The sequence below is a fragment of the Vreelandella sp. ssv genome (genome assembly GCF_059448525.1).
The window spans coordinates 1,036,131-1,061,297 of sequence record NZ_CM182545.1 but is presented as its reverse complement, the minus strand read 5'-3'; the positions used below and the strand labels follow the sequence as shown (position 1 = coordinate 1,061,297).

At 55.4% G+C, this 25,167-nt stretch carries 28 protein-coding genes; 7 read left to right on the top strand and 21 right to left on the bottom strand.

Annotated features, from left to right (window positions below; genetic code table 11):
- Positions 1-21: 21 nt before the first annotated feature.
- The 11 genes from tal to AC5TBW_RS04905 all read right to left on the bottom strand — a co-directional run bounded on the left by tal (position 22) and on the right by AC5TBW_RS04905 (position 11,619).
- Positions 22-975 (bottom strand): transaldolase, encoded by a 954-nt coding sequence (gene tal / locus AC5TBW_RS04955; protein WP_495511008.1) that lies wholly within the window; start codon positions 973-975, stop codon positions 22-24.
- Complete coding sequence (gene xylB / locus AC5TBW_RS04950; protein ID WP_495511007.1) at positions 972-2,483, bottom strand: xylulokinase; 1,512 nt, start codon at positions 2,481-2,483, stop codon at positions 972-974. Before xylB ends, tal begins: the two co-directional genes overlap by 4 nt.
- Positions 2,483-3,970 (bottom strand): mannitol dehydrogenase family protein, encoded by a 1,488-nt coding sequence (locus AC5TBW_RS04945; RefSeq protein WP_495511006.1) that lies wholly within the window; start codon positions 3,968-3,970, stop codon positions 2,483-2,485. Before AC5TBW_RS04945 ends, xylB begins: the two co-directional genes overlap by 1 nt.
- A gap of 81 nt (positions 3,971-4,051) precedes the next feature.
- Positions 4,052-4,672, bottom strand: coding sequence for a nucleoside/nucleotide kinase family protein (locus tag AC5TBW_RS04940; RefSeq protein ID WP_495511005.1), 621 nt, complete (start codon positions 4,670-4,672; stop codon positions 4,052-4,054).
- A 7-nt stretch (positions 4,673-4,679) separates the two neighbouring features.
- The gene (locus AC5TBW_RS04935; protein WP_495511004.1) at positions 4,680-5,465 is read right to left on the bottom strand and encodes an L-iditol 2-dehydrogenase; all 786 of its coding nucleotides are present in this window, start codon (positions 5,463-5,465) and stop codon (positions 4,680-4,682) included.
- Between the two features lie 13 nt (positions 5,466-5,478).
- Positions 5,479-6,162: an HAD family hydrolase gene (locus AC5TBW_RS04930; RefSeq protein ID WP_495511003.1), complete on the bottom strand. Its 684-nt coding sequence runs from the start codon at positions 6,160-6,162 to the stop codon at positions 5,479-5,481.
- Positions 6,159-7,310, bottom strand: a complete 1,152-nt coding sequence (locus AC5TBW_RS04925) for an ABC transporter ATP-binding protein (RefSeq protein WP_495511002.1) — start codon at positions 7,308-7,310, stop codon at positions 6,159-6,161. Before AC5TBW_RS04925 ends, AC5TBW_RS04930 begins: the two co-directional genes overlap by 4 nt.
- 12 nt (positions 7,311-7,322) lie before the next feature.
- The gene (locus AC5TBW_RS04920; protein ID WP_495511001.1) at positions 7,323-8,189 is read right to left on the bottom strand and encodes a carbohydrate ABC transporter permease; all 867 of its coding nucleotides are present in this window, start codon (positions 8,187-8,189) and stop codon (positions 7,323-7,325) included.
- Between the two features lie 29 nt (positions 8,190-8,218).
- Positions 8,219-9,109 (bottom strand): carbohydrate ABC transporter permease, encoded by an 891-nt coding sequence (locus AC5TBW_RS04915; protein ID WP_495511000.1) that lies wholly within the window; start codon positions 9,107-9,109, stop codon positions 8,219-8,221.
- 66 nt (positions 9,110-9,175) lie between these two features.
- Positions 9,176-10,495 carry an ABC transporter substrate-binding protein gene (locus tag AC5TBW_RS04910; protein ID WP_495510999.1) on the bottom strand — a complete coding sequence of 440 codons (1,320 nt, stop codon included), beginning with the start codon at positions 10,493-10,495 and terminating at the stop codon, positions 9,176-9,178.
- Between the two features lie 173 nt (positions 10,496-10,668).
- Positions 10,669-11,619 (bottom strand): sugar-binding transcriptional regulator, encoded by a 951-nt coding sequence (locus tag AC5TBW_RS04905; protein WP_495510998.1) that lies wholly within the window; start codon positions 11,617-11,619, stop codon positions 10,669-10,671.
- Between the two features lie 127 nt (positions 11,620-11,746).
- Here AC5TBW_RS04905 and AC5TBW_RS04900 point away from each other — a divergent pair, with 127 nt between their 5' ends.
- The gene (locus AC5TBW_RS04900) at positions 11,747-12,058 is read left to right on the top strand and encodes an NGG1p interacting factor NIF3 (RefSeq protein WP_495510997.1); all 312 of its coding nucleotides are present in this window, start codon (positions 11,747-11,749) and stop codon (positions 12,056-12,058) included.
- Positions 12,059-12,087: 29 nt separating this feature from the next.
- Here the strand turns inward: AC5TBW_RS04900 and AC5TBW_RS04895 are convergent, their stop codons facing one another.
- Entirely contained in the window at positions 12,088-12,645 is a 558-nt protein-coding gene (locus AC5TBW_RS04895; protein WP_495510996.1) for an NUDIX hydrolase, read from the bottom strand.
- Between the two features lie 94 nt (positions 12,646-12,739).
- Between AC5TBW_RS04895 and AC5TBW_RS04890 the strand changes: the two genes are divergently transcribed.
- The gene (locus AC5TBW_RS04890) at positions 12,740-13,411 is read left to right on the top strand and encodes a CoA pyrophosphatase (RefSeq protein WP_495510995.1); all 672 of its coding nucleotides are present in this window, start codon (positions 12,740-12,742) and stop codon (positions 13,409-13,411) included.
- Entirely contained in the window at positions 13,408-14,076 is a 669-nt protein-coding gene (locus tag AC5TBW_RS04885; protein ID WP_495510994.1) for a 2OG-Fe(II) oxygenase, read from the top strand. Before AC5TBW_RS04890 ends, AC5TBW_RS04885 begins: the two co-directional genes overlap by 4 nt.
- A 35-nt stretch (positions 14,077-14,111) precedes the next feature.
- Here the strand turns inward: AC5TBW_RS04885 and AC5TBW_RS04880 are convergent, their stop codons facing one another.
- Positions 14,112-15,074: a L,D-transpeptidase family protein gene (locus tag AC5TBW_RS04880; protein ID WP_495510993.1), complete on the bottom strand. Its 963-nt coding sequence runs from the start codon at positions 15,072-15,074 to the stop codon at positions 14,112-14,114.
- Positions 15,075-15,465: 391 nt separating this feature from the next.
- On the opposite strand from AC5TBW_RS04880, the gene AC5TBW_RS04875 reads away from it, so the two are divergent.
- Complete coding sequence (locus tag AC5TBW_RS04875; protein ID WP_495510992.1) at positions 15,466-15,897, top strand: PRC-barrel domain-containing protein; 432 nt, start codon at positions 15,466-15,468, stop codon at positions 15,895-15,897.
- Positions 15,898-16,054: 157 nt separating this feature from the next.
- Here the strand turns inward: AC5TBW_RS04875 and AC5TBW_RS04870 are convergent, their stop codons facing one another.
- A complete protein-coding gene (locus tag AC5TBW_RS04870; protein WP_495510991.1) occupies positions 16,055-16,477 on the bottom strand; it encodes an OsmC family protein in 423 nt (140 codons plus the stop codon).
- Between the two features lie 204 nt (positions 16,478-16,681).
- On the opposite strand from AC5TBW_RS04870, the gene AC5TBW_RS04865 reads away from it, so the two are divergent.
- Positions 16,682-17,587 carry a DMT family transporter gene (locus AC5TBW_RS04865; RefSeq protein ID WP_495510990.1) on the top strand — a complete coding sequence of 302 codons (906 nt, stop codon included), beginning with the start codon at positions 16,682-16,684 and terminating at the stop codon, positions 17,585-17,587.
- On the opposite strand, the gene AC5TBW_RS04860 is transcribed toward AC5TBW_RS04865, so the two are convergent.
- The 6 genes from AC5TBW_RS04860 to AC5TBW_RS04835 all read right to left on the bottom strand — a co-directional run bounded on the left by AC5TBW_RS04860 (position 17,541) and on the right by AC5TBW_RS04835 (position 23,109).
- On the bottom strand, positions 17,541-18,389 hold the full coding sequence (locus tag AC5TBW_RS04860) for an MOSC domain-containing protein (RefSeq protein ID WP_495510989.1): 849 nt from the start codon (positions 18,387-18,389) through the stop codon (positions 17,541-17,543). The two genes, AC5TBW_RS04865 and AC5TBW_RS04860, sit on opposite strands and share 47 nt — an antisense overlap.
- Before the next feature lie 69 nt (positions 18,390-18,458).
- The gene (gene gntR / locus AC5TBW_RS04855) at positions 18,459-19,454 is read right to left on the bottom strand and encodes a gluconate operon transcriptional repressor GntR (protein WP_495511914.1); all 996 of its coding nucleotides are present in this window, start codon (positions 19,452-19,454) and stop codon (positions 18,459-18,461) included.
- A gap of 77 nt (positions 19,455-19,531) precedes the next feature.
- On the bottom strand, positions 19,532-20,059 hold the full coding sequence (locus AC5TBW_RS04850) for a gluconokinase (RefSeq protein ID WP_495510988.1): 528 nt from the start codon (positions 20,057-20,059) through the stop codon (positions 19,532-19,534).
- Between the two features lie 29 nt (positions 20,060-20,088).
- Positions 20,089-21,369, bottom strand: coding sequence for a TRAP transporter large permease (locus AC5TBW_RS04845; RefSeq protein WP_495510987.1), 1,281 nt, complete (start codon positions 21,367-21,369; stop codon positions 20,089-20,091).
- A gap of 2 nt (positions 21,370-21,371) precedes the next feature.
- The gene (locus AC5TBW_RS04840) at positions 21,372-21,965 is read right to left on the bottom strand and encodes a TRAP transporter small permease (protein WP_495510986.1); all 594 of its coding nucleotides are present in this window, start codon (positions 21,963-21,965) and stop codon (positions 21,372-21,374) included.
- Between the two features lie 70 nt (positions 21,966-22,035).
- Positions 22,036-23,109 carry a TRAP transporter substrate-binding protein gene (locus tag AC5TBW_RS04835; protein ID WP_495510985.1) on the bottom strand — a complete coding sequence of 358 codons (1,074 nt, stop codon included), beginning with the start codon at positions 23,107-23,109 and terminating at the stop codon, positions 22,036-22,038.
- Between the two features lie 234 nt (positions 23,110-23,343).
- Between AC5TBW_RS04835 and AC5TBW_RS04830 the strand changes: the two genes are divergently transcribed.
- Together AC5TBW_RS04830 and AC5TBW_RS04825 are read left to right on the top strand one after the other, a co-directional pair.
- Complete coding sequence (locus AC5TBW_RS04830; RefSeq protein ID WP_035559517.1) at positions 23,344-23,787, top strand: MarR family winged helix-turn-helix transcriptional regulator; 444 nt, start codon at positions 23,344-23,346, stop codon at positions 23,785-23,787.
- A gap of 142 nt (positions 23,788-23,929) precedes the next feature.
- A complete protein-coding gene (locus AC5TBW_RS04825) occupies positions 23,930-24,361 on the top strand; it encodes an organic hydroperoxide resistance protein (protein ID WP_035559514.1) in 432 nt (143 codons plus the stop codon).
- A 22-nt stretch (positions 24,362-24,383) separates the two neighbouring features.
- Here the strand turns inward: AC5TBW_RS04825 and AC5TBW_RS04820 are convergent, their stop codons facing one another.
- Positions 24,384-25,073 carry an aspartate/glutamate racemase family protein gene (locus tag AC5TBW_RS04820; RefSeq protein WP_495510984.1) on the bottom strand — a complete coding sequence of 230 codons (690 nt, stop codon included), beginning with the start codon at positions 25,071-25,073 and terminating at the stop codon, positions 24,384-24,386.
- Positions 25,074-25,167 lie beyond the last annotated feature (94 nt).

The following is a 25,167-nucleotide window of genomic DNA, read 5'->3' as shown; positions in this document are numbered from 1 at the left end:
GCCATGGGCTCGCTTTATATATCAGCCTAACCGCTTATCGATAAGGCTCTCTAACTCAAGCTGGTCGTCATGGAAGCGGCGGATGCCATCGGCCAGTTTATCGTTGGCCATGGCGTCTTGATTGTGCTCCCAGCGGAAGACAGCTTCGCTAAGCGGCTCGGTAGGTTTTCCACTGCCTTCGCCCGCTTGGATTTGCGCATCAACGCTGCCTTCAGTGGCATCCAACTCTTCCAGTAACGCTGGCGAAATGGTCAGACGTGGACAGCCTGCCAATGCAAGCACCTGCCCGGTATTACGGAAGCTTGCGCCCATGACCACGGTGTCATAGCCGCCCTGGTTAGCACGCTGACAAACGCCCTGCACAAACTTAACGCCCGGGTCGTTTTCCGGCGTGTAGTCCTTGCCTGTCTCTTTTTTGTACCAATCGGTCACCCGGCCAACGAAGGGTGAGATTAGAAACACCCCCGCATCAAAGCAGGCCTGGGCCTGGGCATCGCTAAACAGCAGCGTCAGGTTGCACTGAATGCCCTCACGCTCGAGCACCTCGGCGGCACGAATGCCTTCCCAGGTAGATGCCAGCTTGATCAACACGCGATCCCGCGACACGCCACGGGCATCGTATAGCTCGATTAACTCATGGGCCTTGGCAATGCTGGCCTGGGTATCAAATGACAAACGAGCAGCCACTTCGGTGGACACTCGACCCGGTACAACCGCCGAAATCTTACTGCCCATGGCCACCGCCAGGCGATCAACGGCGTGCTTGACCTGCTCTTCGCGGCTACCGCCAAAAGCTTTTACGCTGCTCAGTTCTTCGTCGATCAGCGTTTGATAACCGGACAAGCTAAACGCCTTGAGCAACAGTGAAGGGTTAGTCGTGGCATCCTGGGGCTGATAACGGCGGATAGCGTCAAGATCACCGGTGTCGGCGACGACAAGCGAATGTTGCTTTAACTGTTGCAGCTGGCTGGTCATAAAATCTCCTTGATATGCTTTTCAGCGACGCCATGGCGTTGTTCAAGTGATGCGCAATAGCGTGCATAAATCGGTTGGTACGCGGCCACACGATCAGGATGGGGGTCAGCTAGTGACTGGGCATCCAGGTGGACTAATTTTTCACACAGCGCTTCCAGCGTAACGCCTTCTGCATGCTGGTCGCACCAGGCCGCCTGTATCGCGGCGCCCAGGGCGGCCGCGTCGGTAATCTCGGGGCAAATCACCTGGGTACCGGTAATGTCCGCCACCATCTGCCGCCACACGGGGCTATTAGCGCCGCCGCCGATCAGACGAATCTGGCTAGCCCCGGCGGTTAAATCACCCAGCAATTCTAGCCCATAGCGTAGCCCGAAAGTGGCCCCCTCCACCACGGCACGGCATAAATTAGCCTGGGTGGTATTCAAACTGGTCAGGCCAAGAAAGTCCGCCGAGGCGTTGGGCAACATCGGCACCCGCTCGCCATTGAAAAACGGCAGCACAGTAACGCCTTCCGCGCCGATGGGAGCGCTGGCCACTTTTTCGCCAAACGCGGTGAGGTCTAAGTCAAATAGTTCGCGCACCCGCGTAGTGGCTGAGGTGACGTTCATGGTGCAGATCAATGGCAGCCAGCCACCGGTGCTGGAGCAGAAGTTGGCAACCATGGCGTTATCACACTCAATAGGTGTCGCCGAATAAGCGCAAACGGTGCCGGAGGTGCCTAAACTCAGCGTGATCAACCCTGGCGTAATATTACCGGTGCCAATGGCGCCCAACATGTTGTCGCCGCCACCCGAAGAGACGACAACCTGATCACCAAGGCCCAACTCACGTGCCACTAACGGGCGCACCACGCCTACGCGCTCATGGGCTTCCAACACGCGGGGCAGCACTCGTGCCGGGTCTAGCTCAGGGGCTATTTCCGCAAATACCTGCATTTGCCAACAACGCTTGCGTGTGTCGAAGTAGCCAGTACCCGAGGCATCGCCCGCTTCGGTGACACGCTCGCCGGTAAGCCAGAAATTGAGGTAATCGTGGGGTAGCAACAGGCTCTCGATGCGGTGGTACGCATTCGGGTGCTGTTCCCGCAGCCAGGCAACCTTGGAGGCGGTATAACCCGTCTGCAGTACCAGCCCCAGCTTCTCCAGACAGCCTGCCTCGCCGCCCAGGCGAGCAACCAAATCGGCATTCTGTGCGCTGGTTTCGGTATCGCACCACAGCTTGGCAGGGTAGACCGGTGCCCCCTCCGCATCCAGGGCCACCATGCCGTGCTGCTGGCCGGACACGCCAATACCGCGCACTTGGCTGGCTGAGACACCAGCTTTGTCCAACGCGGCAAAAAATGCCTCTTTTAAGGCAGTCAACCACTCGGCTGGTGCCTGCTCACGGCGGCCATTCTCGCCCTCTTCCAAGCGATGGGGGCGGCTTGCTTCCGACAGGATCTTGCCTCGCTCAACGTCTACCACCACTACCTTGGTACTTTGGGTACCGCAATCTACCCCGATATACATCACACTGTTCCTTTGGACAACGCCAGATCCTCTAGCGTAGCGCGTGCGCCACGTTCGTGCAGTGAACTTAGGGCAGCTAAGTAGGCTTCAACAAAGCGGGTGCTGTCGATCAAGTCGCCAAACAGCTCGCGGTTTTCGATAAAGGCCGTGGGCCGTTGGCGGTTCTCAGCGGCAATGGCCATCAGCGGTGCCTTCAAACGATCGACAATCTCAATCGGCTCGCCCTGCTCGTCCACCCCCTCAGCGTAGCGCGCCCAGCTGGCTACCACGGCGGCACTGCGCTCTATCTCTCCGCCCTGAGCCAACTGCTGGCGAATCACCGGCACCAACCACTTAGGAATACGATCTGAGCTCTCGGCGCAGAGCCGTGCCAAGGTATCTTTGATTTGCGGGTTGGCGAAGCGCTCGATCAGCGTTAACCGGTAGGTTTCGAGATCAACACCCGGCACCGGCGCCAGGGTGGGGGTGCCCTCTTCGCGCATATAGCCCAGTAGAAAATCAACGAATAGCGGATCTTGGCACACCTCGTGGGCGTAGCGGTATCCAGCTAAATAACCAAAATAGGTCAGCGCCTGGTGGCTGGCGTTGAGCAGCCGCAGCTTCATCAATTCGTAGGGTTCAACATCCTCCACCACCTGCACGCCGACCTTTTCAAACGCCGGGCGGCCAAGGGGGAAGTGGTCTTCCAACACCCATTGGGTGAACGGTTCGCATACCACAGGCCAAGCGTCTTCTACGCCAAAGCGCTGATTGAGTTCATCAATATCTGTAGATGACGTCACCGGGGTAATGCGATCCACCATGGCGTTGGGAAACGCCACCTCGCTGGCAAGCCAGGCGCCTAATTCGGCGTCCCTCGCCTGGGCGTAGGCGCCAAACATGCATTTTGCGACATCGCCGTTACCTTGAATATTATCGCAAGACATAACGGTAAAGGGCGCAATGCCTCGCGCGCGGCGGCGGACCAGCGCTTCCACCACCAGCCCAAAGCTGGTGGTGGGCTGAGTCGGGCTGGCTAGATCGGCGCGCACCTGTGGATTATCGAGGTCGAACTCGCCACTCACGGGGTGAAAATTGTAGCCACCTTCAGTCACTGTTAGCGACACGATACGAATCGCCGGATCAGCCATTTGCTCGATAACTGCCTCGGTCTCTTCCGGTGCAAATAGGTAATTCACCATACTGCCAATGACCCTGGGATCGTACTGGCCATCAGGGTGTTTCACCACCAGGGTGTAGAGATAATCCTGCGCTGCCAGCGCCTGCTGCATGCGTTTGTCGCCAGGCATTACGCCCACGCCAACAATCCCCCAATCCAGCGCCTCGCCCTGGTTCATCAGCGCATCCAGATACATCGCCTGATGGGCACGGTGAAAGCCGCCTACCCCGATATGCACAATGCCGGGGGTGAGCGCCTTGCGGTCATAATGAGGCACGGCAACATCGGCGGTTAGATTGCCCAGGTTGTGATTGTTAAGTCGGGTCATGGGAGCTCTCCAGCCAAGGCCTACTTGGCACGATGGAATAATTAAAATGAGTAATGGTGCGACGATTGCGCGAGCAGTGCCCTATCGCCAGCGCTGGTCGGGCGGCAAGCAGCAGCGTTTAACCAGTTGAGCGTTGAGCATGTCTTTGTGGTGGGTACGCTCCAACGCCCCGCCGTGATCCTGGCCCATCTCAAGCCAGCGATTGGTCAGTCGCTCAACCAGCACGTCGTCGTTGACATCTAGAAATAGCGTCCAATCAAATAGCGGGCGCAGTTCGCGCCAGGGAGAGCGATCCAGCAGCAGGTAGTTGCCCTCGACAATCACGATGCGCTGTTCAAGGGTGATCAACCGCCCACCGGCACGAGCAAGATCCAGGGGGCGATCAAAGACAGGGACCGCGACCGGGTGAATTGCTTGGCGGATGCGCTCAAGGTCGCAGCGCAGCCCCTCCACATCGAAAGTGTGGGGCGCGCCTTTTACCGGCACCTGCTGATCGCCCAGCACGGCGTTATCGAAGTGGTAGCCGTCCATGGGCACCAGCCCGGCTTGGCCCGGCAAGCGCTGATGAATGGCATCGCAGAGCTGGGCGCTGCGATAGGATTTCCCCGCCCCTGGCGGCCCTGCCAGCGCTACCAAGTAGCGCGATGCACCTTCGGCGGCGCGAATAATCTGTTGTGCTAAGGCATCAAGATCAGGCGTCATGGCCACCTCAGCTCATCCAGTTGCCGCCATCGACATTCAGCGTCTGGGCGACCACGTAATCGCTGTCCTGGCTGGCCAAGAACACCGCCGCGCCGGTGTGATCTTCCGGTAGGCCCATGCGCCCGAAGGGAACCGCTTCACCTACCAGGCGTTTCTTTTCACCTAGTGGACGGTTCTCGTAACGGGCGAACAGTGCGTCGACTTCCTCCCACATCGGCGTGTCCACCACGCCGGGGGCAATGCCGTTGACGTTGATACCGTGTTTGATTAGATCCAACCCGCAGGATTGAGTGAGGCTGATGACCGCCGCCTTGCTGGCGCAGTACACGCTCACCAGGGCTTCACCACGACGACCTGCCTGGGAGGCTATATTGATAATTTTCCCGCCTTGGCTACGGGCTACCATGGAACGGGCAACCGCCTGCAGCGTAAAAAACATACCCTTGGTATTGACCGAGAACTGCTTGTCGAAGCTCGCCTCGGTCACTTCAAGCACGGGCGCCATATCAAAGATGGCTGCGTTATTGACCAAAATATCGATGCCGCCGAAGCGATCGGTTACGACGTTAACCACGGCATCGATCGATGCCTGATCGCAGACATTCAGCTCGACTCCCATCACCTTTTCGGCAGGCGCCTGCTGCTCAAGTATCGCTAGTGCAGCATCGATTGCGCCACGATCGATATCCGCCACGACAACACTGGCACCTTCGCTTAAGTAGCGTTGAGCAATGGCCAAGCCGATGCCCCGCGCGCCACCGGTAATCACCGCAATTTTGTTGGTTAGTTTCATCGTCATATTCTCGTTAAGGCGAACAGCTGGAAGCCCTGGCTTGCCACTCGTCCACCAAGGCTTCCAGGCCGTGCATATGCTCTAAAATACGCCAGGCGCCGACTTGAGTAAGGCGTGCCGCTTGATCAGTATCCACGTGGCTGGCACCAACAAACCCAATCACGCACATACCCGCAGCATGGGCGGCCGTCACCCCGGCCACACTATCTTCTACTACGAGGCAGTCCCGGGGCACTTGGCCTAAGTGGGAGGCCGCCAATCGATAGAGCGCAGGATCCGGCTTGGGGTGAGCCACCTGTTCAGCGGTAAAAATAGGCACTTCACCGAACGCATCGGATAACCCAGTACTCGCCAGCGACGCCAATACCCGGCTGCGTCGACTGTTGGAGACCACCGCCTTTTCCAGGGTAATACCACGAATCGCCCTATCGGCACCGTCTATGGCTTTAAGTTCCCGCGCCAAGCGGGCCTCGATAGCGGTATCTACCTGCTCAGTAGCGTCCAAAGGCAACGTGTGGGCACTTAACGCTTCAAGATGATGCAGGATATCCTCAGTGGTCATCCCCAAGGCTTGGCCAAGCTCTTGATCGATATTCAGATCGGGCAGCCAGCGGCAGAGGTACTCCATCAGCGTGCCTTCAGCGATGGCTTCGCTATCAACCAACACGCCATCGCAGTCAAAGATCAGTGTCCTCATGCAGGCTCCTCAGTAGGCGAACCCGGCGCGCGATTATCATGGCGAGTCAGCCCCGCCAGGGGATGCTGTTGCAAGCTCGGCAAGGCCAGCCCGCCTGCATCAAACAGATGAGCACGCTCGGGAGCAAAGCCGAAATGCACAGTATCGTTGACCCGGTAGGCCACGTCGCCATCGGCCATGATAGTGATTAGCTCATCATCCATCTGAACGTAGAGCGAGGTTTGGCCGCCGAGCCGCTCCAGCACCTTGATGTCACCGCTCAACGGCCCCTGTTCATCGAGCACCAGATGCTCAGGGCGAACGCCCAGCTCAAGAGTGGCGTTAGGCTCCAGATGCTGCCCGTCGACGGGCACGCTGCGCTCGCCGCCGCCGGGCAAGCGAATCGCCACCCCGTCCGGCGTTACGCCGGTCAGCGTTACCGGCAGGAAATTCATTTTCGGTGAGCCGATAAAGCCTGCTACAAAGCGATTGCATGGATGATGGTAGAGCGCCATGGGCGACCCTACTTGCTCCACCACGCCGTCGTGGAGCACGACGATTTTATCCGCCATGGTCATCGCTTCGATCTGGTCGTGGGTAACGTAGATCATGGTGGCATCCAACTCATCATGCAGGCGCGCCAGCTCGATGCGCATCTGTACACGTAGAGCGGCATCCAGGTTGGAGAGCGGCTCGTCAAACAGGAAGATGCTAGGGTTACGCACAATCGCACGACCAATCGCCACACGCTGGCGTTGACCGCCGGAGAGCGCTTTGGGCTTGCGATCCAGTAGCGGTTCAAGCTGAAGAATTTTGGCCGCTTCCAGCACCTTGGCGCGCCGTTCCTCTTTGGGTACACCGGCCAGGCGCATGCTGAAGCCCATGTTTCCCTCTACCGTCATATGCGGGTAAAGCGCATAGCTCTGAAATACCATGGCAAGGCCGCGGTCCGCGGGGCCGACGTCATTGATACGCTGGCCGTCGATCAAAATATCGCCGTCGGTTGCGCTCTCCAACCCAGCGATCATGCGCATCAGGGTGGATTTACCGCACCCTGAAGGGCCAACGAAGACGACAAATTCGCGGTCGTTCACCTCAAGGTCGATGCCTTTGATCACCTCGGTGTCGCCAAAGCGCTTAGTAATGTTGTGCAGTTGTAGTGTTGCCATGAGGAAGATCCTTTACTTGACGGCACCAAAGGTCAGGCCACGTACCATTTGTTTTTGCGTCATCCAACCGAGTATCAAAATGGGCGCAATCGCCATGGTGGATGCGGCGGACAGTTTGGCCCAGAACAGCCCCTCAGGACTTGAGAATGAGGCGATATAGGCGGTTAACGGCGCAGCATTTGAGGTCGTTAGATTGAGACTCCAGAACGCCTCGTTCCAACTCAAAATCACCGATAGCAGGCCCGTCGACGCGATGCCTGGCAGCGTTAACGGCAGCAGTAGATAGAACACTTCCTGCAGCGTAGAGGCACCGTCCATACGCCCTGCTTCAAGAATGTCTTTGGGCATGTCTTTAAAGAAGGTGTAGAGCATCCACACCACAATCGGCAGGTTCATGAGCGTATAAATAATGATCAACCCGGTGCGGGTATCGAGCAGGCCAACGTCGCGGAAGATCAGATATATCGGCACCAGCACGCCCACCGAGGGCAGCATTTTGGTCGAGAGCATCCATAGCAGCGTGCCCTTGGTACGCTTAGTGGGTAAAAAGGCCATGGCGTAGGCCGCCGGAATCGCAAGGAGTAGCGCTAAAAACGTAGAGCCAAACGCCACCGCGACGCTGTTAAGCGCAAAACGTGCGTAGCCCGAGCGCTCCTGTACCTCTTGGTAGCTCTCTAGAGTGGGCGAAAAAATCAGTGTGGGATCAGCAATCGCCGCTGATTCGGTTTTAAAGCCGGTGAGGATCATCCAGAAAATCGGAAAGAAGATCACCAACGCTACCGACCAACCCAACACCGTCAGAAAGGCGCGCTTAGCTTGTGGGGAGCGCCACCCTGACACCGAGCTTGGCGCCGCCGTTTTGGAACTTAATGTTGTCATCGAAGTACTCCCAAGACACAAGTGCCGGTTTAATCTTCCAGGTTTTTGGCCACCATACGGACCAGGAAGATCGCCACGATATTGGCGAGAATGATCGCAATCACCCCACCGGCGGACGCAGTGCCTACGTCAAAATCGAGCAGCGCACGAATGTAAATCAGATAAGCTAAATTGGTGGTCGCCAAGCCTGGCCCACCGGACGTTGTCACGAATATCTCGGCAAAGATGGTCAGCAGGAAGATCATTTCGATCATGATCACCACGCTGATCGCCCGCTTTAGATGCGGCAACGTGATAAAGAAGAAAATCGCTATTGGCCCTGCCCCGTCCATACGGGCGGCTTCGACTTGATCCTCATCCAGCGACTGCATCGCGGTGAGCAGAATCAACAGCGCAAACGGCAGCCACTGCCAGGCCACGATAATCACGATCGAGGTCAGTGGCAGTGAGGAGAACCAATCAACGGCGGGCAGTCCGATGGACTCGGCCAGCCATGCCAGCACCCCGTTTGAGGGGTGCATCATCATGTTTTTCCATACCAGCGCACTGACAGTGGGCATTACAAAAAATGGTGAGATCGCCAGCACACGGGCGATCCCGCGGCCCGCGAACTCCTGCTGGAACAGCACCGCCAATAGGGTGCCACCAATCACGGTAATCGCCAGCACCCAGCCCACCAGTAGCAGCGTGTTGCCCATCGCTGCCCAAAGGGCTGGGTCGGTGAGAAGGTATTCGTAATTTTCCAACCCGGCAAAGCCGGTCATACCGGGCATTAGCAGGTTGTAATACTGAAAGGAGAACCATAGCGTCATGCCTAACGGCACAATCATCCATAGTAGCAGTAGCGTCACGGCCGGGGCTTGAAGAGACAGCGTTCTCAGCCCCCCGACAGTGCGGCCGGAGGCACGGGTTCTATTCATGGGAATACCTGCGGAAACAGTGTGGGTGCAATGCCCGCCTGGTCATCAAGGCAGGCATTGCGGCCATCAGTCTAGATAACCAGCCCGCTGCATGGTGCGTTCGGTGGCACGCTGGGCACTGTCTAGCGCCTGCTCCACCGTAGTGTCACCGGTTAGCGCTGCAGCAATGGTTTGGCCTACCTGGGTACCGATCGACTGGAACTCAGGAATGCCCACGAACTGCACGCCGATATAGGGGTTAGGTTCTAGAGAAGAGTCAGTAGGATCGGCGTCTTGAATTGCCTTCAGCACGAAGTCAGCAAAGGGGGCTGCTTCCGTGTACTGCTCATTGGCGTAAGTCGACTCGCGGGTTCCAGGCGGTACGTTGGTCCAGCCTTCGGTTTCACCCACAAGCTCAATGTACTCTTCTGAGGTGGCCCAGGTAATGAACTCAAGCGCTGCTTCCTGGTTTTCTGAAGACGCTGGGATAGCCAATGCCCAGGACCATAACCAGTGCGAGCCTTTAGGTGTTTTTGCGACCGGTGCAGGGGCAAAGCCTAAGCTATCCGCCACATCGGATTCATTGCCGTCGTAGAGCTTGCCTGCCGCAGAGGTGGCATCGACCCACATGGCACAGTTGCCGCGAGAGAACAGCGCCAGATTCTCGTTAAAGCCGTTGGAGCTTGCGCCTGGCGGGCCGTAGTCGTTGAGCAAATCGACATAAAACTGAATAGCGTTAACCCACTCCTCAGAGTTGAGCTCCGGGTTCCACTCTTCGTCGAACCAGCGACCGCCGTAGGTATTTACCAGGGTGGAAACAAAGGCCATGTTTTCGCCCCAGCCCGGCTTGCCACGCAGGCAGATACCCGCCAACCCGTCTTCGCTGCCGTGCAGCTCGCCTGCCCACTCGCGCACCTCTTCCCAGGTGGGCTGCTCGCTCATTTCAATACCCGCCTTCTCAAATAGATCCTGGCGGTAATACATCATCGAGCTTTCGGCGTAAAACGGCAGCGCGTGAAGCGTGCCATCCAGGCTCAAACCATCGCGTACCGAGGTCAGCAGATCGTCTTCGTTGTAGTCTTCGGGCAGGTTGTCCAGAGGTGTCAGCCAGCCGCGCTCTGCCCAGATCGGCACTTCGTAAGTGCCGATGGTCATGACGTCAAACTGGCCGCCACCGGTGGCAATATCAGTGGTCATGCGCTGACGTAGCACGTTTTCCTCGAGCACCACCCAGTCCAGGGTGATGTCGGGATGCGCTTCTTCAAAGGCCTCGGTGAGGCTCTGCATGATCACCATATCGTTGTTGTTAACCGTGGCCACGGTAATTTCGGTTTGCGCCTGGGCATGGCCCGACATGGCAATGGCGGCCGCTAACGTGGTGACGGGCAAGTGACGTGCGAGTCGCATAAAGCACTCCTATGGGCTTGTATTGGCATTGTTGTCGCCTTGATCTTATTGATCATCAACCGAACAAATGATCGTACGTAAGCTAAAAAAAAGCAAAGCTGATTGGCTTAGACTTTACGCTAACTTATCGCTTTTACTGCATGTTGCAGCGCACGCTGCTGGGCTTGAGCACCCTAGAGGGCTTCCACAATCTGGCGCGCGGCCACTTCGTCGGTGACCAACCCTTTCAGCCAGCGGCCGCGCAACGCGGCATGAATTGCCGGAGCTTTATCATGGCCACCCGCAATCGCCACCATATGGTGCTTACCAAAGCGCTCAAGGGGAAGACTCGTGACACGGCGCGTAATCGAACAGTCAATCACTTCGCCATCTCGGTTCAATGGCCAACCCAATAGTTCGCCCACTGCCTTCAGACCCAGTAATTCATCCAACTCGCTTTCACTGATGAAATGATCTTGAAACAGCGTGGCCTGGCGGTCGATGCGCCCAATGCCGATGAAAGCCGCTTCTGACTCCCGCGCCACATCGGCAATCGCTTTAAATAAGCGCTGCGCCAGCATCGCTTCTTTTTCGGCCAGCGATTCGGCGACTACCGGGGCAGGCAGTAAAAAGCGCTCACCGCCGGTTTTATCCGCCATCACCATCACTGCATCGTAGCGGTTAGCCGAACCATCCCGGGCGACATTCCCTACCAGCGATACAAAGCGATGCTGGGGGCGCTCTATACGGCTCAACGCTTCGACCGCTGCGCGCACCGAGCGGCCGGTGCCTAGTGAAAGCGTCAACGGCTCGCTCCGCTCGACCAGTTGCGCAATACGCTCAGCGGCGGCCACGGCCAAGTAGGAAGCCGCGCTGTCGGCGGGGTGGTTATCCGCGGGCACCACTTCGCAGTAGGTTAAGCTGAAATGATCACGCAGCGTGCTGCCCAGTGCCATGCAGTTAGAGATGGGGTGATCAATATGCACCTTGACCAGCCCTTCCTGGCGGGCCAACGCCAATAAGCGCTGCACCCCAGGACGTGAAACACCCAACTGGCTGGCGATCTCGTCTTGGGTCATACCCCCCACATAGGACATCCAGGCGGCTCTCGCTGCCTGGTCCAGCTTTACCTCGAATTTATCCATCGGGTGACTCGCATAACAGGTGTCAAAACATCATCATACAAAGTGACGCCCGCGACCAGTAGTCACCTATCCGCTAACATACCTAGTGAACAGCATTTGATAATGAATCGATGGCAGGAGATACAGCGTGTATAAACTGGCTTTTTTTGTTCCCGTAGAGGATGCCGATAGCGTCAAGCAAGCGGTGTTCGAGGCTGGCGCCGGGCGAATCGGTGTTTATGAAAACGTCTGTTTTCAAACCCGCGGCATGGGGCAGTTTCGCCCCATGGAAGGCGCCCACCCGCATATCGGCTCGGTGGGCAGCTTGGAAAAGGTCGAAGAGTTCAAAGTCGAGCTGCTGTGCGATGAAGCGCATATTCATGGCGCCATTGCGGCCTTGAAACTTGCCCACCCCTACGAAGAAGTCGCCTATGATGTATGGCAATTAGCCGATCTATAGCAGCGCATTCATGTGATCACCTGGATGGCTTAAGCACTGCCAAAATAGCGCTCACGATCTTCGGGGGTCACTATGCTGATATGCAGCGGAAATTCATTGCGGGTTCGGTCAGCGTAGAAGTGTCGCAGCGTGCGCTCGATGGTTGTAAAGGCCAGTTCATCCCAAGGAATTTCGTGCTCTTCAAACAGCGCGACTTCCAGGCTTTCCGGCCCGGAACTGAAGCCGCTGATCAATTCAGCGCGAAAAATCATGTACACCTGATTAATATGCGGCAGGTCAATTAAGGTATAAAGGTTGGCCAGTTCGACCTCAGCGCAAGCCTCTTCACGCGTCTCTCGGGAGGCGGCCTGTTGGGTTGATTCGGCGTTTTCCATATAGCCAGCGGGCAACGTCCAATAGCCTTTACGCGGTGAAATCGCACGCTTACAGAGCAGCACTTTGCTACCGCTAACGGGCAGCGTACCGGCCACAATGCGCGGATTCTGATAGTGAATCGTCCCGCAGGCATCGCACAGGTAGCGTGGGCGATCATCGCCTTCGGGGACCGCAAAACGCACCTTATCACCACAGTGGCTACAAAAGTTCATCGTGTATTCTCAACGGCTAGTGAATAGAAGCCTCGACGCGCTTGACGTCAATGACCGCTGGTGGGTAAAAGAGAACAAAGTTATTGGATGCCCCATGTTAGAGAAACTGCGCAAACGCCTGCAACAGCTAACGCCTCAACGCTTGGATCACATCGTGATGCCCGAAGCCGCTGTGCTTTTACCCATTGTCGAGCGTCCAGCGCCAACCTTATTATTTACCCGCCGTGCCAGCCACTTGAACACTCATAGCGGCCAAGTGGCGTTTCCAGGTGGTAAGCGTGAGTCCTTTGATGCCGATCTTTACGCGACTGCATTACGCGAAGCTGAAGAGGAGATTGCCCTCGACCCCGGCGTGGTGCAACCCCTGGGACGACTGTCGGATGTTATTTCTCTGCACGGTATACGCGTGACGCCATGGGTCGGCATCATTCCACCCGACTTACCACTGGTGGCTGACCCAGGGGAATTAGACGCTATTTTTGAAGTGCCGCTCAGCTATTTCCTGGATGATCACCGCACCCATACCGATGTCATTACCGTGGATGGCGTAGCTCACTATGTGCCCAGCTATCATGTGGACGGCCATGTGATTTGGGGGCTTTCGGCGATGATGCTGGTGGAGTTGCTGGCGGAAGGCTTTGGCATGCCGATTGATCTATATCAGCGCCCTCAGGGGCCGCTGCGCCACCACCCTGAACGCAAAAACCGTCTATCGACACCCTCTACGACTACTATTGGCTCAGCGCCATCGAGACCCGACAAATGACCCCCAGTGTTGCTACGTTTTTGCCTGCGCTTCAGCCAGCGACACAGGTTGCCCTTGTGGATGCGCTGGTTGAGCAGGGCTGGTATGTCGGTCGCGAAGTGATCGATCTGGGCCTTTGCGAAGAGCTGAATCATGAGCTTCTTCATCGAGCAGCCTATAACGGCCTGGATGAAGCGGGCATTGGCCGCGGCCAGCAGCACCTGTTGCGTAAAGATATCCGCGGTGACGCCATTCACTGGCTTGATCGGGAAAGTGCTGCCCAGCGGCGTTATCTTGACGCCATGAGCGAGTTACAGCAGGCGCTCAACCACGCGCTGTTTTTAGGCCTTTTCGAGTATGAAGCCCACTTTGCCCACTACCCTCCTGGAGCTTTTTACCAGCGCCATGTAGACAGTTTCCGCGGCCGCGCGAACCGCGTTATTTCTACGGTAGGGTATTTAACGCAAGACTGGCCAAGCGACGGCGGCGGCGAAATGGTGATTTACCACCCGGACGACCCCAGCCAAGAGGTCGCCCGAGTGGTACCCGAGGCGGGAACTTTCGCCTGCTTCTTATCTGAAACCATTCCTCACGAAGTGCTACCCACCCGCTGCCCGCGGACCAGCATTGCGGGCTGGTTCAGGCGCAATGCATCGCTAGGTGGCGTGCTGGATCCAGCGCGCTAGCATACTTAGTTCCCAAACAGACTAACCCCAATAGGCTAACCAATCGGAACGATTTGCCCGTTAGCCTGCTCCAGCACTTCGCGAACCTGTTCATAATCGACGCTGGATGGGTTGCCACCTTCATGGTGTTCAATCAGACCAATAACGTTTAACAGCGTATCCATGCCAAACACCTGCTCGTCCGTTGCGGTAAAGGCTTGGATGAAATTGCTCCCACCTTCCCCCCAGCCTACTTTGATCGGCGAATCGATAATATTGACCTGAGTGCCCACTGGCACACGCCAGAATACCGACTCGATATCCTCTGGGTGCATGCGGATACAGCCGCGGCTGGCACGCATTCCAATGCCGTCCGGCTGGTTAGTGCCATGAATCAGGTATCCGGGGATATCCAGCAAAATAGCGTATTGGCCTAATGGATTATCAGCACCAGGGGGAACCACGGCGGGCGCAGGATCACCACGCTCGGCAGCCTCACGGCGAATCGACTCAGGTGGGTACCATGCCGGATTTTCAAGTCGCATGGTGGTTTCAGTAATACCCAGCGGCGTGTTATAGGCATCGCGTCCGATACCAATCGGGTACGTCTCGACACGCGGCGTCTCTCCTGCTTCTACCTCGGGGTAATAATAAAGGCGCAGCTCAGCCACGTTGATCACAATCCCGGTTCGCTCCTCATCGGGCAAAATAAACTGCCCAGGGATCGTTACCTGGGTTCCTTCGCCCGGCACCCATAGGCTGGTATCAGGGTTGGCCATACGAATCTCTTCGTAGCCAACGTTATGTGCTCGGGCAATATCCATTAGCGTATCTTCTTCGCTAGCGGTGACGGTATACACTTCACCCACCATGTTGCCCTGCGCCGGCAGCGGAAAGTGGCCTTTGGGCAGTTCGCTGTTGTCGGCTACCGCACTTGAGGCTAATAGCCATGCACCAAGCGCCACGCTACTCACACAGGCTTGTTTTATACGTTGTAAAGGGCGGTACCGGGAAATCATCGTCAAAGGTTCTCCGTTTATGTGACCGGCGCTTATAAAAGCGGATCATTGGTTAGGAATATGACGACTGGGCTAAGGCAGGTCAACTCGGCAGACTGTCGCACGGCGGCCCTGCGGCGGGCTTCACAGGGCCACTCAGCTTAATTTAACCTGATAAAAGTTTTAGTGAAGTAGTTGTATTTCTGAGCACAGCGACTAACCTGTTAATTGTCTTAGCGCATTGACGCGCTGGGCGGCGTTGATTACCCACATGTAATTAACATAACTAGGAGTAATAGCATTGGCTTAGTCAAGCTTACTTAAAGCGCAACTATCGCCATTTGTTATTGATTTATTCAGGTCATGACGCGGAGTCGTCTAGCCTAAATAAAATCGCAAGGAGCAAGTAAAAATGAAAATGATCAAACCCGCTTTTCTAGGTACTCTCTTAGTGCCGGCTGTTATGTTTGCCGCAGGCGCCGTTAACGCCGAAGAGAATACCACCACCATAGAAGCAACCTATCTGACTGAAACGCCAGAAGGCACTTTTCATGCAGATGCCTTAATCGGCAATCAGGTCAAAAGTAGCGTCGAAGATGACGAAGATATCGGTACCATCACTGATCTAGTCGTCGATGAAGATGGCCAGATTAACGCTGTTGTTGTAGGCGTCGGTGGCTTCCTGGGTATGGGCGAGAAAAATGTCGCCATCGAATGGGATTCACTTGAACTCACCAAAGACGAAAACGGTGAAGATTACGTGATTAGCGTTAATGCTTCACAGGACGCACTTGAAGCAGCTGAAGAGTATAACCGCAACGACGATAAAAAAGACGATAAATAAGCGTTAGCTAGTTACACAAAAGCCTTGGCAACTGCCAAGGCTTTTTTATTGCGTTTAACTCATTACTTCAAAATACAATCTTAACAACGGGCATTTATTTAACCACAAATGAGGCCCACACACAGTCCTCATGCGTGAACCAAAACGCAGATTAAATTCAGCCTTTTAGTGTAGCCGTCATACTTATATCGGCATTAAGCACTTTGGAAACCGGGCAGTTGGCTTTAGCCGTTTCTGCCGCTTCCTGAAAAGCCGCATCGTCGGCGCCGCTAATTTCCGCAACGACGTCCAAGTGAATTTTAGAAATATCAAACCCTGCATCGCTCTGAGACAGCGTCACTTTCGCGCTGGTTTCAATTGAATCTGCGGTGTAGCCCTTCTCACCCAGAATCATTGAGAGCGCCATTGAAAAACAGCTGGCGTGCGCTGCGCCAATTAGCTCTTCAGGATTGGTGCCTTTTTCATCTTCAAAGCGCTTACTGAAGGAGTAATTAGCATCCAAAACGCCACTTTCGGTCGAAACGGTGCCTTTACCATCCTTGAGACCACCTTCCCAACGTGCGCTAGCTTTACGATCCATGAATAACTCCTTGTGTGTGCCAATATGCATAGACATGTTGTCAAACAGGCCAAACGACATTTGCCGCTCGACCACTTAACCAGCGTAGCTGATTTTTTGTCTCTCTGCTGAACCAGTGCACTCCACAGCTTCCATCGGCTCTGGTTCAGCCGTAAGCTAGTTAGCCACCTAACCGCATTACTTATTTGAAGTTAAGGACTCGCCATGTCGTCCGCTGATGCGCTGCGTTTAATACTGCTCTCTTCATTGTGGGGCTTGTCGTTTATCTTTATGCGCGTGGCTGCCCCCGAGTTCGGCGCCGTGCCGTTAGTACTGGTGCGCATGGGGATTGGTGCATTGCTGCTCATGCCACTGCTGCTCAGCCTGCACTACCTGCGGCTAATCTGGCAGTATAAGGGCCCGCTACTGTTTTTAGGTATCGTTAATCACGTATTACCCTTTTCGTTACTGGCGCTTGCCACAACGCGCCTTGAAGCGGGCTTTACCTCATTAATTAACGCTACCACCCCCATTTTTACTGCGCTGATTGGCGCACTGTTTTTCGCTACCGCCATACAGCGCCAGCAGTACTTAGGCCTCGCCCTGGCACTGCTGGGTGTCTACGTGCTCTCTGCGGATAGGCTCGATTTTGCCCTGGGTGGCGACGGCTGGTTTATTTTGGCTGTTTTAGGTGCCACGTTTTGCTATGGCATCGCGGGTAATTATTCAAAAACTCGCCTTGGTCATCTGCCCACACGTGTACTCGCCGCAGGCAGTAGCGCCATGTCAGCGTTAGTGCTACTGATTCCCGGCATTCTGCTTTGGCCAAGCGACCCCATCAGCCCTTTAGCGTGGGGTAACGCGCTGGCATTGGCGGCACTCAGCACTACCCTGGCCTTCCTGTTGTACTTTGGCTTGCTTGCCAGCGCTGGCGCTACCGCCACCTCAACGGTGACGTTCCTAGTGCCGGTGAGCGCGCTGATATGGGGTTATTTACTGCTCGGAGAAACGCTGAACGTACAGATTATCGCGGGCATGGTCATCACTCTCATCGGCACGGCGATCGCCACTAAACTGCTACGTATCAAGCGTCGCGAGACGCCGCCGCCAGTCTATCCCCCACACGAATAATGCTACCGGAGCCTTCGAGCAGCGTGGCATTTTGGCCAAAGTGGGCGCCTTTCAGGGCGGGCTGAGTATTGAGTTCTATCAGGGTTTTCAGCGGCTCTGCTGGGGCTGGTACCGCCGCAGTACGCTGATCGATAGCGGTAATCTTGCAACGCTTACAGGGCTTTCGCAGCGCTAGCTGAAAAGCCCCGCGCTGCTCGGATAGAGTCGACCAACGATCTTCTGCCCACGCCACATCGCTTTCCACCACAATGTTGGGTCGAAAACGGTCCATTGGGATAGGCGTCTGCCCGCCCGCCACCAACGCTTGATTTAAAGCGTCTAACGAGCCGGTGGTGGTGATTAAAAACGGATAACCATCGGCGAAATAGGTATGCGCCGCCCCGCCGTCAAGAAAATCCTCCTCGACTGCCCGGGTAAACTCGGTGGCGAAGCGCACCAAGCTAAGCCCTTGGGCCTGATCGCCCAGCGCGGCAACCAGCCAGCGCGAAACGTCTTCGCTTTCTGGCAGCGCTTTACAGTGGTCGCTCCACACGCTGACCAGGCGCAAATTCCCCTCAGGCTCGGCCAGCGGTACGCTCAGCGGTTCAACGTTAGGGTGTGAAAGCACCAAATGCTCGTCGGTGAGGGCTACCTCAATGGTGGCAAGCGCCGGAAGCTGACGCTGGGTAATAAAGCGCTGATGGGCATCGACCAGCATCCAGCGGCGATCCCACTCAAGCCCGTGCTCTTGCAGCACGCTTTGGTCAACGTTAATACCTTTTAGCGATTTAACGGGGTAGATGGTGAGTTGGGTGATCTGCACGGCAGCCTCGCGACAAGTAAAAGGCTACTTTAGCTACTCACAGCGGTGATCGCTACTCGAAAGCGTGGCCTATAGCGTCATGCCCGTTTCGATACGGTAGCCTAAATCCACTACTTTCTGCGTCAGTGGCACACCCCTGATTCGTGCTAACAGCTCCCCTGCCGCCACTTCCCCAATGGCCTGGCGCGGGGTCACCACGCTGGCGAGACGTGGCGTCATTACATGCCCCACATCGTGACCATGAAAGCCCGCCAAGGCCATCCGCTCCGGCACGTCAATACCACGTCGCTGACACTCGAAATAGGCCCCGACTGCCACGTCGTCGTTGGTACAGAATAGGCCATCTGCATCTGGGTAATCGGCGATCACCTGTTGCAACAGCGCTGCTCCCACGCTGTAAGAGGAGCGCTGCGTGCTTTGCAAGGTGACGGGAGTTAAACCGCGCTCTTCCATAGCGCGACGATAGCCTAACTCCCGCTGGCGGGTACGCTCATCCAAACGCACCGCCAGATAAATCACTTGGCGTCGGCCGCGGCGGATCATCTCACTTACCATGGCATAAGCAGCTTGAATGTTGTCATACCCCACCGCCTGCTGCAGAGGCGGGCGGTGGGTGTCCATGATTTCTATAATCGGAATTCCGGCGGTTTCCAGCATACGCAGGCTACGCTGCGTATGGTCGCGATCACAAAGAATCACTCCGTCAACGTTATAGGAGAGCAGCGAAGCTAAACTACGCTCTTCAAGTTCGGGGCTATAGCCATAATGAGAGAGCATGAGATGGTAGCCCGCCGGTTCCGTTAGCGTCTCAATGCCAACAATCACATCGGCAAATACTTGATTGGTAAGCGACGGCACCAGCACGCCTATCGAGTGGCTGGTTGCTCGGGAAAGCAGGTCGGGTGCGCGGTTGGGAATATAGCCGATTTGTTCGGCAATGGAGAAAATACGCTCACGAAGCCCTTCCGAAACCGTTTCAGGCTCACGTAGGCAGCGGCTGACCGTCATTTTGGTAGCCCCTACATGGTCGGCAATGTCCTGTAGGGTGGGGCGTTTTTTCTTCAAAAGGATGGCAGCCTTATGCAACGTGGGCGTATTGAGGCCAACCCGAGATACTCGGGCGGCCACAATACCGATCTCGCTTAGCTTAGTGTCCGGCTGGGTGTCGACAGCGTGGCAGCAAATTGAGTTACGATTTGCATAGGCGACAAGGCAATGGAGGCGTTAAACGCCTCCTCTTCACCGGGAGGTTCCAAGTCGGCTAATTGACTGGCCAACATGGTATCGCCCTTAAAGAAATGCCCTGCCCGGGTTTCTAAGCGTTGCAGCAGTAGCTCTTGTGTACCCTCTAAATAGAGAATCTGTAGCGCTGGGTCGCCCTGACGCAGGCGATCGCGGTAGCGTTTTTTCAGCCCTGAGCAGGCAATCACCAGCGATACATCCTTGACCCGATACTCGGCGAATAGCGCCGCCAACGTATCGAGCCACTCACTCCGGTCATCATCATTCAGCGGGGTGCCGCTGGCCATTTTGGCTACATTGGCGGGCGAATGGTAATCGTCGCCGTCAATGAACGTCGCCCCTATGGTTTGCGCCAACTGGCGGCCAATGTGCGACTTTCCAGAGCCAGACACGCCCATCACTAAAATACGATGCGAGAGGGTCTTCACAGAAGCTCTCCTATTCATTACCAAGAACCTTAGTTGCCGCGCACGGCGGTAAGATCAGGCAGCCAGGTCACGATCCCAGGGAAAGCGATCAGAACCACCAGTACGACCAAGAGCGCTGCGTAGTACGGCAGCATGGCTTTGACCAACGACTCCATGGAGACTTTACCCACACCACAACCGACGTAAAGGCAGGTACCTACCGGCGGGGTTAGCAGCCCAATGCCCAATACAAACGCCATGAGTACGCCGAAGTAAGCCGCATCAACGCCCACCGAGGTGACAATAGGCGCTAGCATAGGCGCCATGATGACCATCGCTGGCGTTAAGTCCATTACAAAGCCCACCAACAGCAGCAACGTTGCCACGATCAACAGCAGTAGGAACGGATCCTGGGTAATCGCCTGTACTTGGCTAACCAGGGTCTGCGGCACCATATTGATGGTCAGGAACCAGGCAATCACCGTGGCAAATGCCAGCAACATCATCACCATGCCGGTCAAACGAGCAGTACGAATCAGCATACCGCCAAGCTCTTTGAGCTTGAATTCACGGTAAACCACCAGCGAAATCGCCAGCGCATAAAGCAGTGCCGCGACGGCCGCTTCAGTGGCGGTAAATACGCCACCAATGATACCGCCAATCACGATGACCGGGAGGACCAGCGCAAGCCAGGCGTCTTTAAAGGCTTTCCAGAGGCGATCCCAGCGGAACTGCTGCACGCCGCCGCCATCTTTTTTGGCCAGAACATAGGTGGTCACCATCAGCGCAAAGCCAATCAGCAGGCCTGGGATGATACCGGCGATAAACAGGCGGCTAATTGAGGTTTCAGTCACGATGCCGTAGAGGATCAGCGGAATCGAAGGAGGAATAATAATCCCGATCACCGACGAAACGGTATTGATCGCAGTAGCATTAGCCGCGGTGTAGCCCTGCTCTTTCATGGAGGGAATCATCATCGCGCCGGTGGCAGCTGTATCGGCCACCGCTGACCCACTGATGCCGCCAAAGAACATCGAACCGGTAATGGCAACCTGCCCTAGCCCGCCGCGCATAAAGCCGACCAAAGCGCCAGCCAGTTCCATCAAGCGACGAGCGATACCGCCATTACTCATCACCTCACCGACTAAAATAAAGAACGGGATAGCGAGCAGCGGGAAGCTGTTTACACCACGAATCGACTGCTCGATCATGATCGACAGCGGAATATCAGATAGCACCGCCATCACCAGCGCCGCCACGCCCAAGCCAAAGGCAATGGGCAGCCCAATAACGATAGAGGCCAATAAAATAGCCAGAAAAATCCATAGCATGATTAGCGCTCCTGCTCAGGATGGCGAATAACGTTTAGGCTGACCCACATCCGCCAAATCGATACCACCGCAATAAAGATGACGCACAACACCAGCGAAAGGCTAATGAAGCTCAATGGCACATCCATAATCGCTGAGCGCCCGCTTGAACGCGACAGCACTTGGTAGCCACCCCAAATCATGACCACCATAAGGGCGGTGATAATCAGGTGCTGCAGCAAATAGAGCATGTGCGCCAAGCGCAGCGGCAAGCGCCGCACTAAGGCATCAACCGCAATGTGCTCGTAACGGGAAAATGCTGCAGCGGCACCGATAAATACCAGCCATATAAACAGCATACGTGCCAACTCATCTGCCCAGGGCAGAGAGTAATTAAACAGCGCACGCCCCACCACGTTGCAGGAAACGGACACGATCAACGCCACTAAAATAGCGCCGATCAGATACTCCATGCCTAAGGTCAGCCAGCGGAACACTACTGGGCCTTGGCGGGTATCGGTATCGATTTCCAGCAACTTGCGATTTGGGTCGTCCAGATACACCGAGGGATCTTCAATCGGCGTAGGAGTATTAGGGGGTGTAGAGGAGAGTGACATAGGAGCTCCAGGGGCACTGACACGTTGGGCAGGCTCGATGGCCTGCCCAACGGTGCGCTAAACGTAAGGTTTAGTTGCTGCTCTCTTCAACGATCTTCTGAATGTCCGCGATCAGGTCTTCACCAATGCGCGGCGCCCACTCTTCATAAACCGGCTGAGTGGCTTCTTGGAAAGCGGCTAACTGCTCATCGTCCAAGCGGGTAATTTCCATACCACGCTCTGCTAACTGGTCGCGTGACCAATCATCGTACTCAGCTGACAGCTGAATTTCATATTCAGCGGACTGACGAGCGGCTTCCAGCACCAGCTCTTGATACTCAGGCGCCATGCGATCCCAAGTACGCTCGGAAAGCATCATGATAAAGGGAGTATAGACGTGGCGTGTTTCAGTGCCATAGTCCTGCACTTCGTTGAAGTTAGAGGTCAGGATGGTGCTCCATGGATTTTCCTGGCCATCTACAACGCCCTGCTCCATGGCGGAGAACAATTCACCAAAGGCCATCGGCGTTGGGTTTGCGCCCAGGGCTTCCCAAATTGCCAGGTGTACTGGGTTTTCCATGGTACGAACGCTCAAACCGCGCACATCGAGTCCTGCAACATCATCAGGGCTCGTCACCGGGCGAGCACTGTTAGAGAGCTGACGATAGCCATTCTCAGAGAAAGCGAGTGCTTTCAGACCGGTACCTTCAAAGGCGTCCAGCATGCCTTGAGCCACATCGCTCTGCATGACGGCGACAGCGGCTTCACGGCTCGGCAACAGGAAAGGCAAATCGAAGGCTGACAGTTCTTCAACGTAACCGGTGGTAGCTGAGCTTGACGGATAGGTCATATCCAGCGTGCCGGTTTGCAGCATTTCCAGCATCTGAACGTCGTCACCTAACTGACTGTTAGGGAAAACGTTAACGGTGATACGACCGTCGGTGCGCTGCTCCAGGATCTCACCAAAATATTGGCTAGAAAGGAACTGCGGTGAGCTTTCCGCAAGACCGATACCCATGCGTAGGGTATGCGAACCGTGATCACCAACCACCTCACCTTCGATTTCGGGCGGATCAGAGAGCTCAGGGCTCTGGGCGTGGGCCATACCAAATGTCAGGGTGGTCGCCCCAACCAGCGTTAGCGTGCTGCGCCAAATAGCGGTCATAGCGTGTTCTCCAAATACTCGTTGTTCTTGATATCGAGCTGTTGATATCGAGTTGTTAATGACTAGTTTAATGAGCGGCAACTTGTTACCGGTAACATTCATTAAGCGCAGGCTAGCCACCTGCCATGAGCGTGTCAAAGCAAAACTGCCAACTTACGACCAACGTCTAGGGATAGCCACTTACTGCTTCGCGCGCTACATTACCCTACATATTTCGGATCGGAACCCATACTTGTGCAACCATCTTGTAGCGAACTAGAACTTGATCATCAGCTCTGCTTTGCGCTCTATTCAACTTCGTTAATGATGACCAAGGTGTATAAACCTCTGCTCAAAGAGTTGGGGCTTACTTACCCGCAATACCTTGCCATGCTTGTTTTATGGCAAAACGATGGTATTACCGTTGGCACGATGAGTAAGCGCCTACTCACTGATCCTGGTTCGCTTACGCCGCTCCTTAAGCGCCTGGAAGCCGACCACTTGTTGAATCGCAAACGCAGTCATCATGATGAGCGTGTAGTAGAGCTTTACCTTACCGATAAAGGTAAGGAGCTGCGTGAACAGGCTTACCACATCCCTAGCTGCGTGGTGCATGCGAGCGAACAATCAATCGAAGCATTGACCACGCTAAAAGAAGATCTGGTGCGACTGCGCGATAGCTTACAAAAAAGTCAGTAGCCCTTTGCCTTTGACATCAGTCGCTTTTCGTCTTTGGCAAAGTGCAACCAAATTAATTCGCCATTTATCTTGCGCGCAAAATAAAGCTGCGCTAAATTAAAGGCGTAGGTTCATAATTAATAACGCTGACAGGAGAATCAATATGACGACCACTATCGAAAACGTTGTTTATCGTGCCCACGCAACCGCTACTGGCGGCCGTGAAGGCCATGCCAAATCTTCTGATGGCGCACTCGATGTCAAACTCAGCACGCCGAAAGAGTTAGGCGGTGCTGGCGGTGATGGCACCAACCCCGAACAGCTTTTCGCAGCAGGCTACTCTGCCTGCTTTCTAGGCGCACTGAAGCACGTGGCGAGCCAGGAAAAAGTAAAACTGCCCCAAGAAACCAAAATTGATGGGCATGTAGGTATTGGCGCCATCCCAACCGGCTTTGGCATTGAAGTTGAGCTAAAAATCAGCCTTCCAGGCCTAGAGCAGGAAGTCGCTCAGCAGTTGGTCGATAAAGCCCATATCGTATGCCCCTACTCAAACGCCACCCGTGGCAACATCAATGTCACTCTGACGTTGGTCTAAGCGTCGTTATTCATTTAAGTCATCATGTTAGTGCCCACGCCACCGCTCTCTCCACATGCAGAGCGGTGGTGTCATAAAGCGGCACCGCGGTATCTTGCTGGCTTACCAGCATGGCAATTTCAGTACAGCCTAAAATCACCGCCTGGGCGCCATGAGCATGCAGAGAATCAATGATTGCTAAGTAGCGTTGCCGCGATGCATCTTCTACACGGCCCTGGCAAAGTTCATCAAAGATCACCCGATGGATAGTGTCTCGCTCAGACTGCTCGGGCACCACGACCTCAATACCGAACTGCTTTAAGCGGCCGATATAAAAGTCCTGCTCCATGGTAAAGCGCGTACCCAATAGGCCGACGCGCGTGATACCGTCGGCGGTGAGCTGCTCAGCCGTAGCATCGGCAATATGCAGCAGCGGAATGGTAATCGCCTGCTCAATAGCGGGCGCCACCTTATGCATGGTGTTGGTGGCAATCAGCAGGCAGTCTGCGCCCGCTCGCTCGACGCTTTGGGCAGCGTTGGCCAGCAGTTCGCCAGCGGTCTGCCAATCGCCCTGCTGCTGTAATGCTTCAATCTCGGCAAAATCGACGCTAACCATCACAATCTTAGCCGAATGAAAACCACCTAGCGCCGCTTTTACGCCCTCGTTTAGGGCTCGGTAGTAGCCTTGGGTCGACTCCCAGCTCATACCACCTAGCACACCAATGATACGCATCCGCCACCTCAATTTAGAAAAATGGACTACTTTATTAACAGGCTAATCACCAGCCAAATCTAGTAGCCGCTTTGACACCGATAAAATATTTATA

Excerpts from the sequence above, each read along its gene's own strand:
- AC5TBW_RS04835 (WP_495510985.1), bottom strand. The coding sequence starts at position 23,109 with ATGACCGCTATTTGGCGCAGCACGCTAACGCTGGTTGGGGCGACCACC.
- AC5TBW_RS04930 (WP_495511003.1), bottom strand. The coding sequence starts at position 6,162 with ATGAGGACACTGATCTTTGACTGCGATGGCGTGTTGGTTGATAGCGAA.
- AC5TBW_RS04825 (WP_035559514.1), top strand. The coding sequence starts at position 23,930 with ATGACGACCACTATCGAAAACGTTGTTTATCGTGCCCACGCAACCGCT.
- tal (WP_495511008.1), bottom strand. The coding sequence starts at position 975 with ATGACCAGCCAGCTGCAACAGTTAAAGCAACATTCGCTTGTCGTCGCC.
- AC5TBW_RS04895 (WP_495510996.1), bottom strand. The coding sequence starts at position 12,645 with ATGAACTTTTGTAGCCACTGTGGTGATAAGGTGCGTTTTGCGGTCCCC.
- AC5TBW_RS04905 (WP_495510998.1), bottom strand. The coding sequence starts at position 11,619 with ATGGATAAATTCGAGGTAAAGCTGGACCAGGCAGCGAGAGCCGCCTGG.
- AC5TBW_RS04845 (WP_495510987.1), bottom strand. The coding sequence starts at position 21,369 with ATGCTATGGATTTTTCTGGCTATTTTATTGGCCTCTATCGTTATTGGG.
- AC5TBW_RS04820 (WP_495510984.1), bottom strand. The coding sequence starts at position 25,073 with ATGCGTATCATTGGTGTGCTAGGTGGTATGAGCTGGGAGTCGACCCAA.
- AC5TBW_RS04935 (WP_495511004.1), bottom strand. The coding sequence starts at position 5,465 with ATGAAACTAACCAACAAAATTGCGGTGATTACCGGTGGCGCGCGGGGC.
- AC5TBW_RS04875 (WP_495510992.1), top strand. The coding sequence starts at position 15,466 with ATGAAAATGATCAAACCCGCTTTTCTAGGTACTCTCTTAGTGCCGGCT.
- AC5TBW_RS04870 (WP_495510991.1), bottom strand. The coding sequence starts at position 16,477 with ATGGATCGTAAAGCTAGCGCACGTTGGGAAGGTGGTCTCAAGGATGGT.
- AC5TBW_RS04915 (WP_495511000.1), bottom strand. The coding sequence starts at position 9,109 with ATGAATAGAACCCGTGCCTCCGGCCGCACTGTCGGGGGGCTGAGAACG.
- AC5TBW_RS04940 (WP_495511005.1), bottom strand. The coding sequence starts at position 4,672 with ATGACGCCTGATCTTGATGCCTTAGCACAACAGATTATTCGCGCCGCC.
- AC5TBW_RS04885 (WP_495510994.1), top strand. The coding sequence starts at position 13,408 with ATGACCCCCAGTGTTGCTACGTTTTTGCCTGCGCTTCAGCCAGCGACA.
- AC5TBW_RS04925 (WP_495511002.1), bottom strand. The coding sequence starts at position 7,310 with ATGGCAACACTACAACTGCACAACATTACTAAGCGCTTTGGCGACACC.
- AC5TBW_RS04910 (WP_495510999.1), bottom strand. The coding sequence starts at position 10,495 with ATGCGACTCGCACGTCACTTGCCCGTCACCACGTTAGCGGCCGCCATT.
- AC5TBW_RS04880 (WP_495510993.1), bottom strand. The coding sequence starts at position 15,074 with ATGATTTCCCGGTACCGCCCTTTACAACGTATAAAACAAGCCTGTGTG.
- AC5TBW_RS04945 (WP_495511006.1), bottom strand. The coding sequence starts at position 3,970 with ATGACCCGACTTAACAATCACAACCTGGGCAATCTAACCGCCGATGTT.
- xylB (WP_495511007.1), bottom strand. The coding sequence starts at position 2,483 with ATGTATATCGGGGTAGATTGCGGTACCCAAAGTACCAAGGTAGTGGTG.
- AC5TBW_RS04865 (WP_495510990.1), top strand. The coding sequence starts at position 16,682 with ATGTCGTCCGCTGATGCGCTGCGTTTAATACTGCTCTCTTCATTGTGG.
- AC5TBW_RS04840 (WP_495510986.1), bottom strand. The coding sequence starts at position 21,965 with ATGTCACTCTCCTCTACACCCCCTAATACTCCTACGCCGATTGAAGAT.
- AC5TBW_RS04890 (WP_495510995.1), top strand. The coding sequence starts at position 12,740 with ATGTTAGAGAAACTGCGCAAACGCCTGCAACAGCTAACGCCTCAACGC.
- AC5TBW_RS04920 (WP_495511001.1), bottom strand. The coding sequence starts at position 8,189 with ATGACAACATTAAGTTCCAAAACGGCGGCGCCAAGCTCGGTGTCAGGG.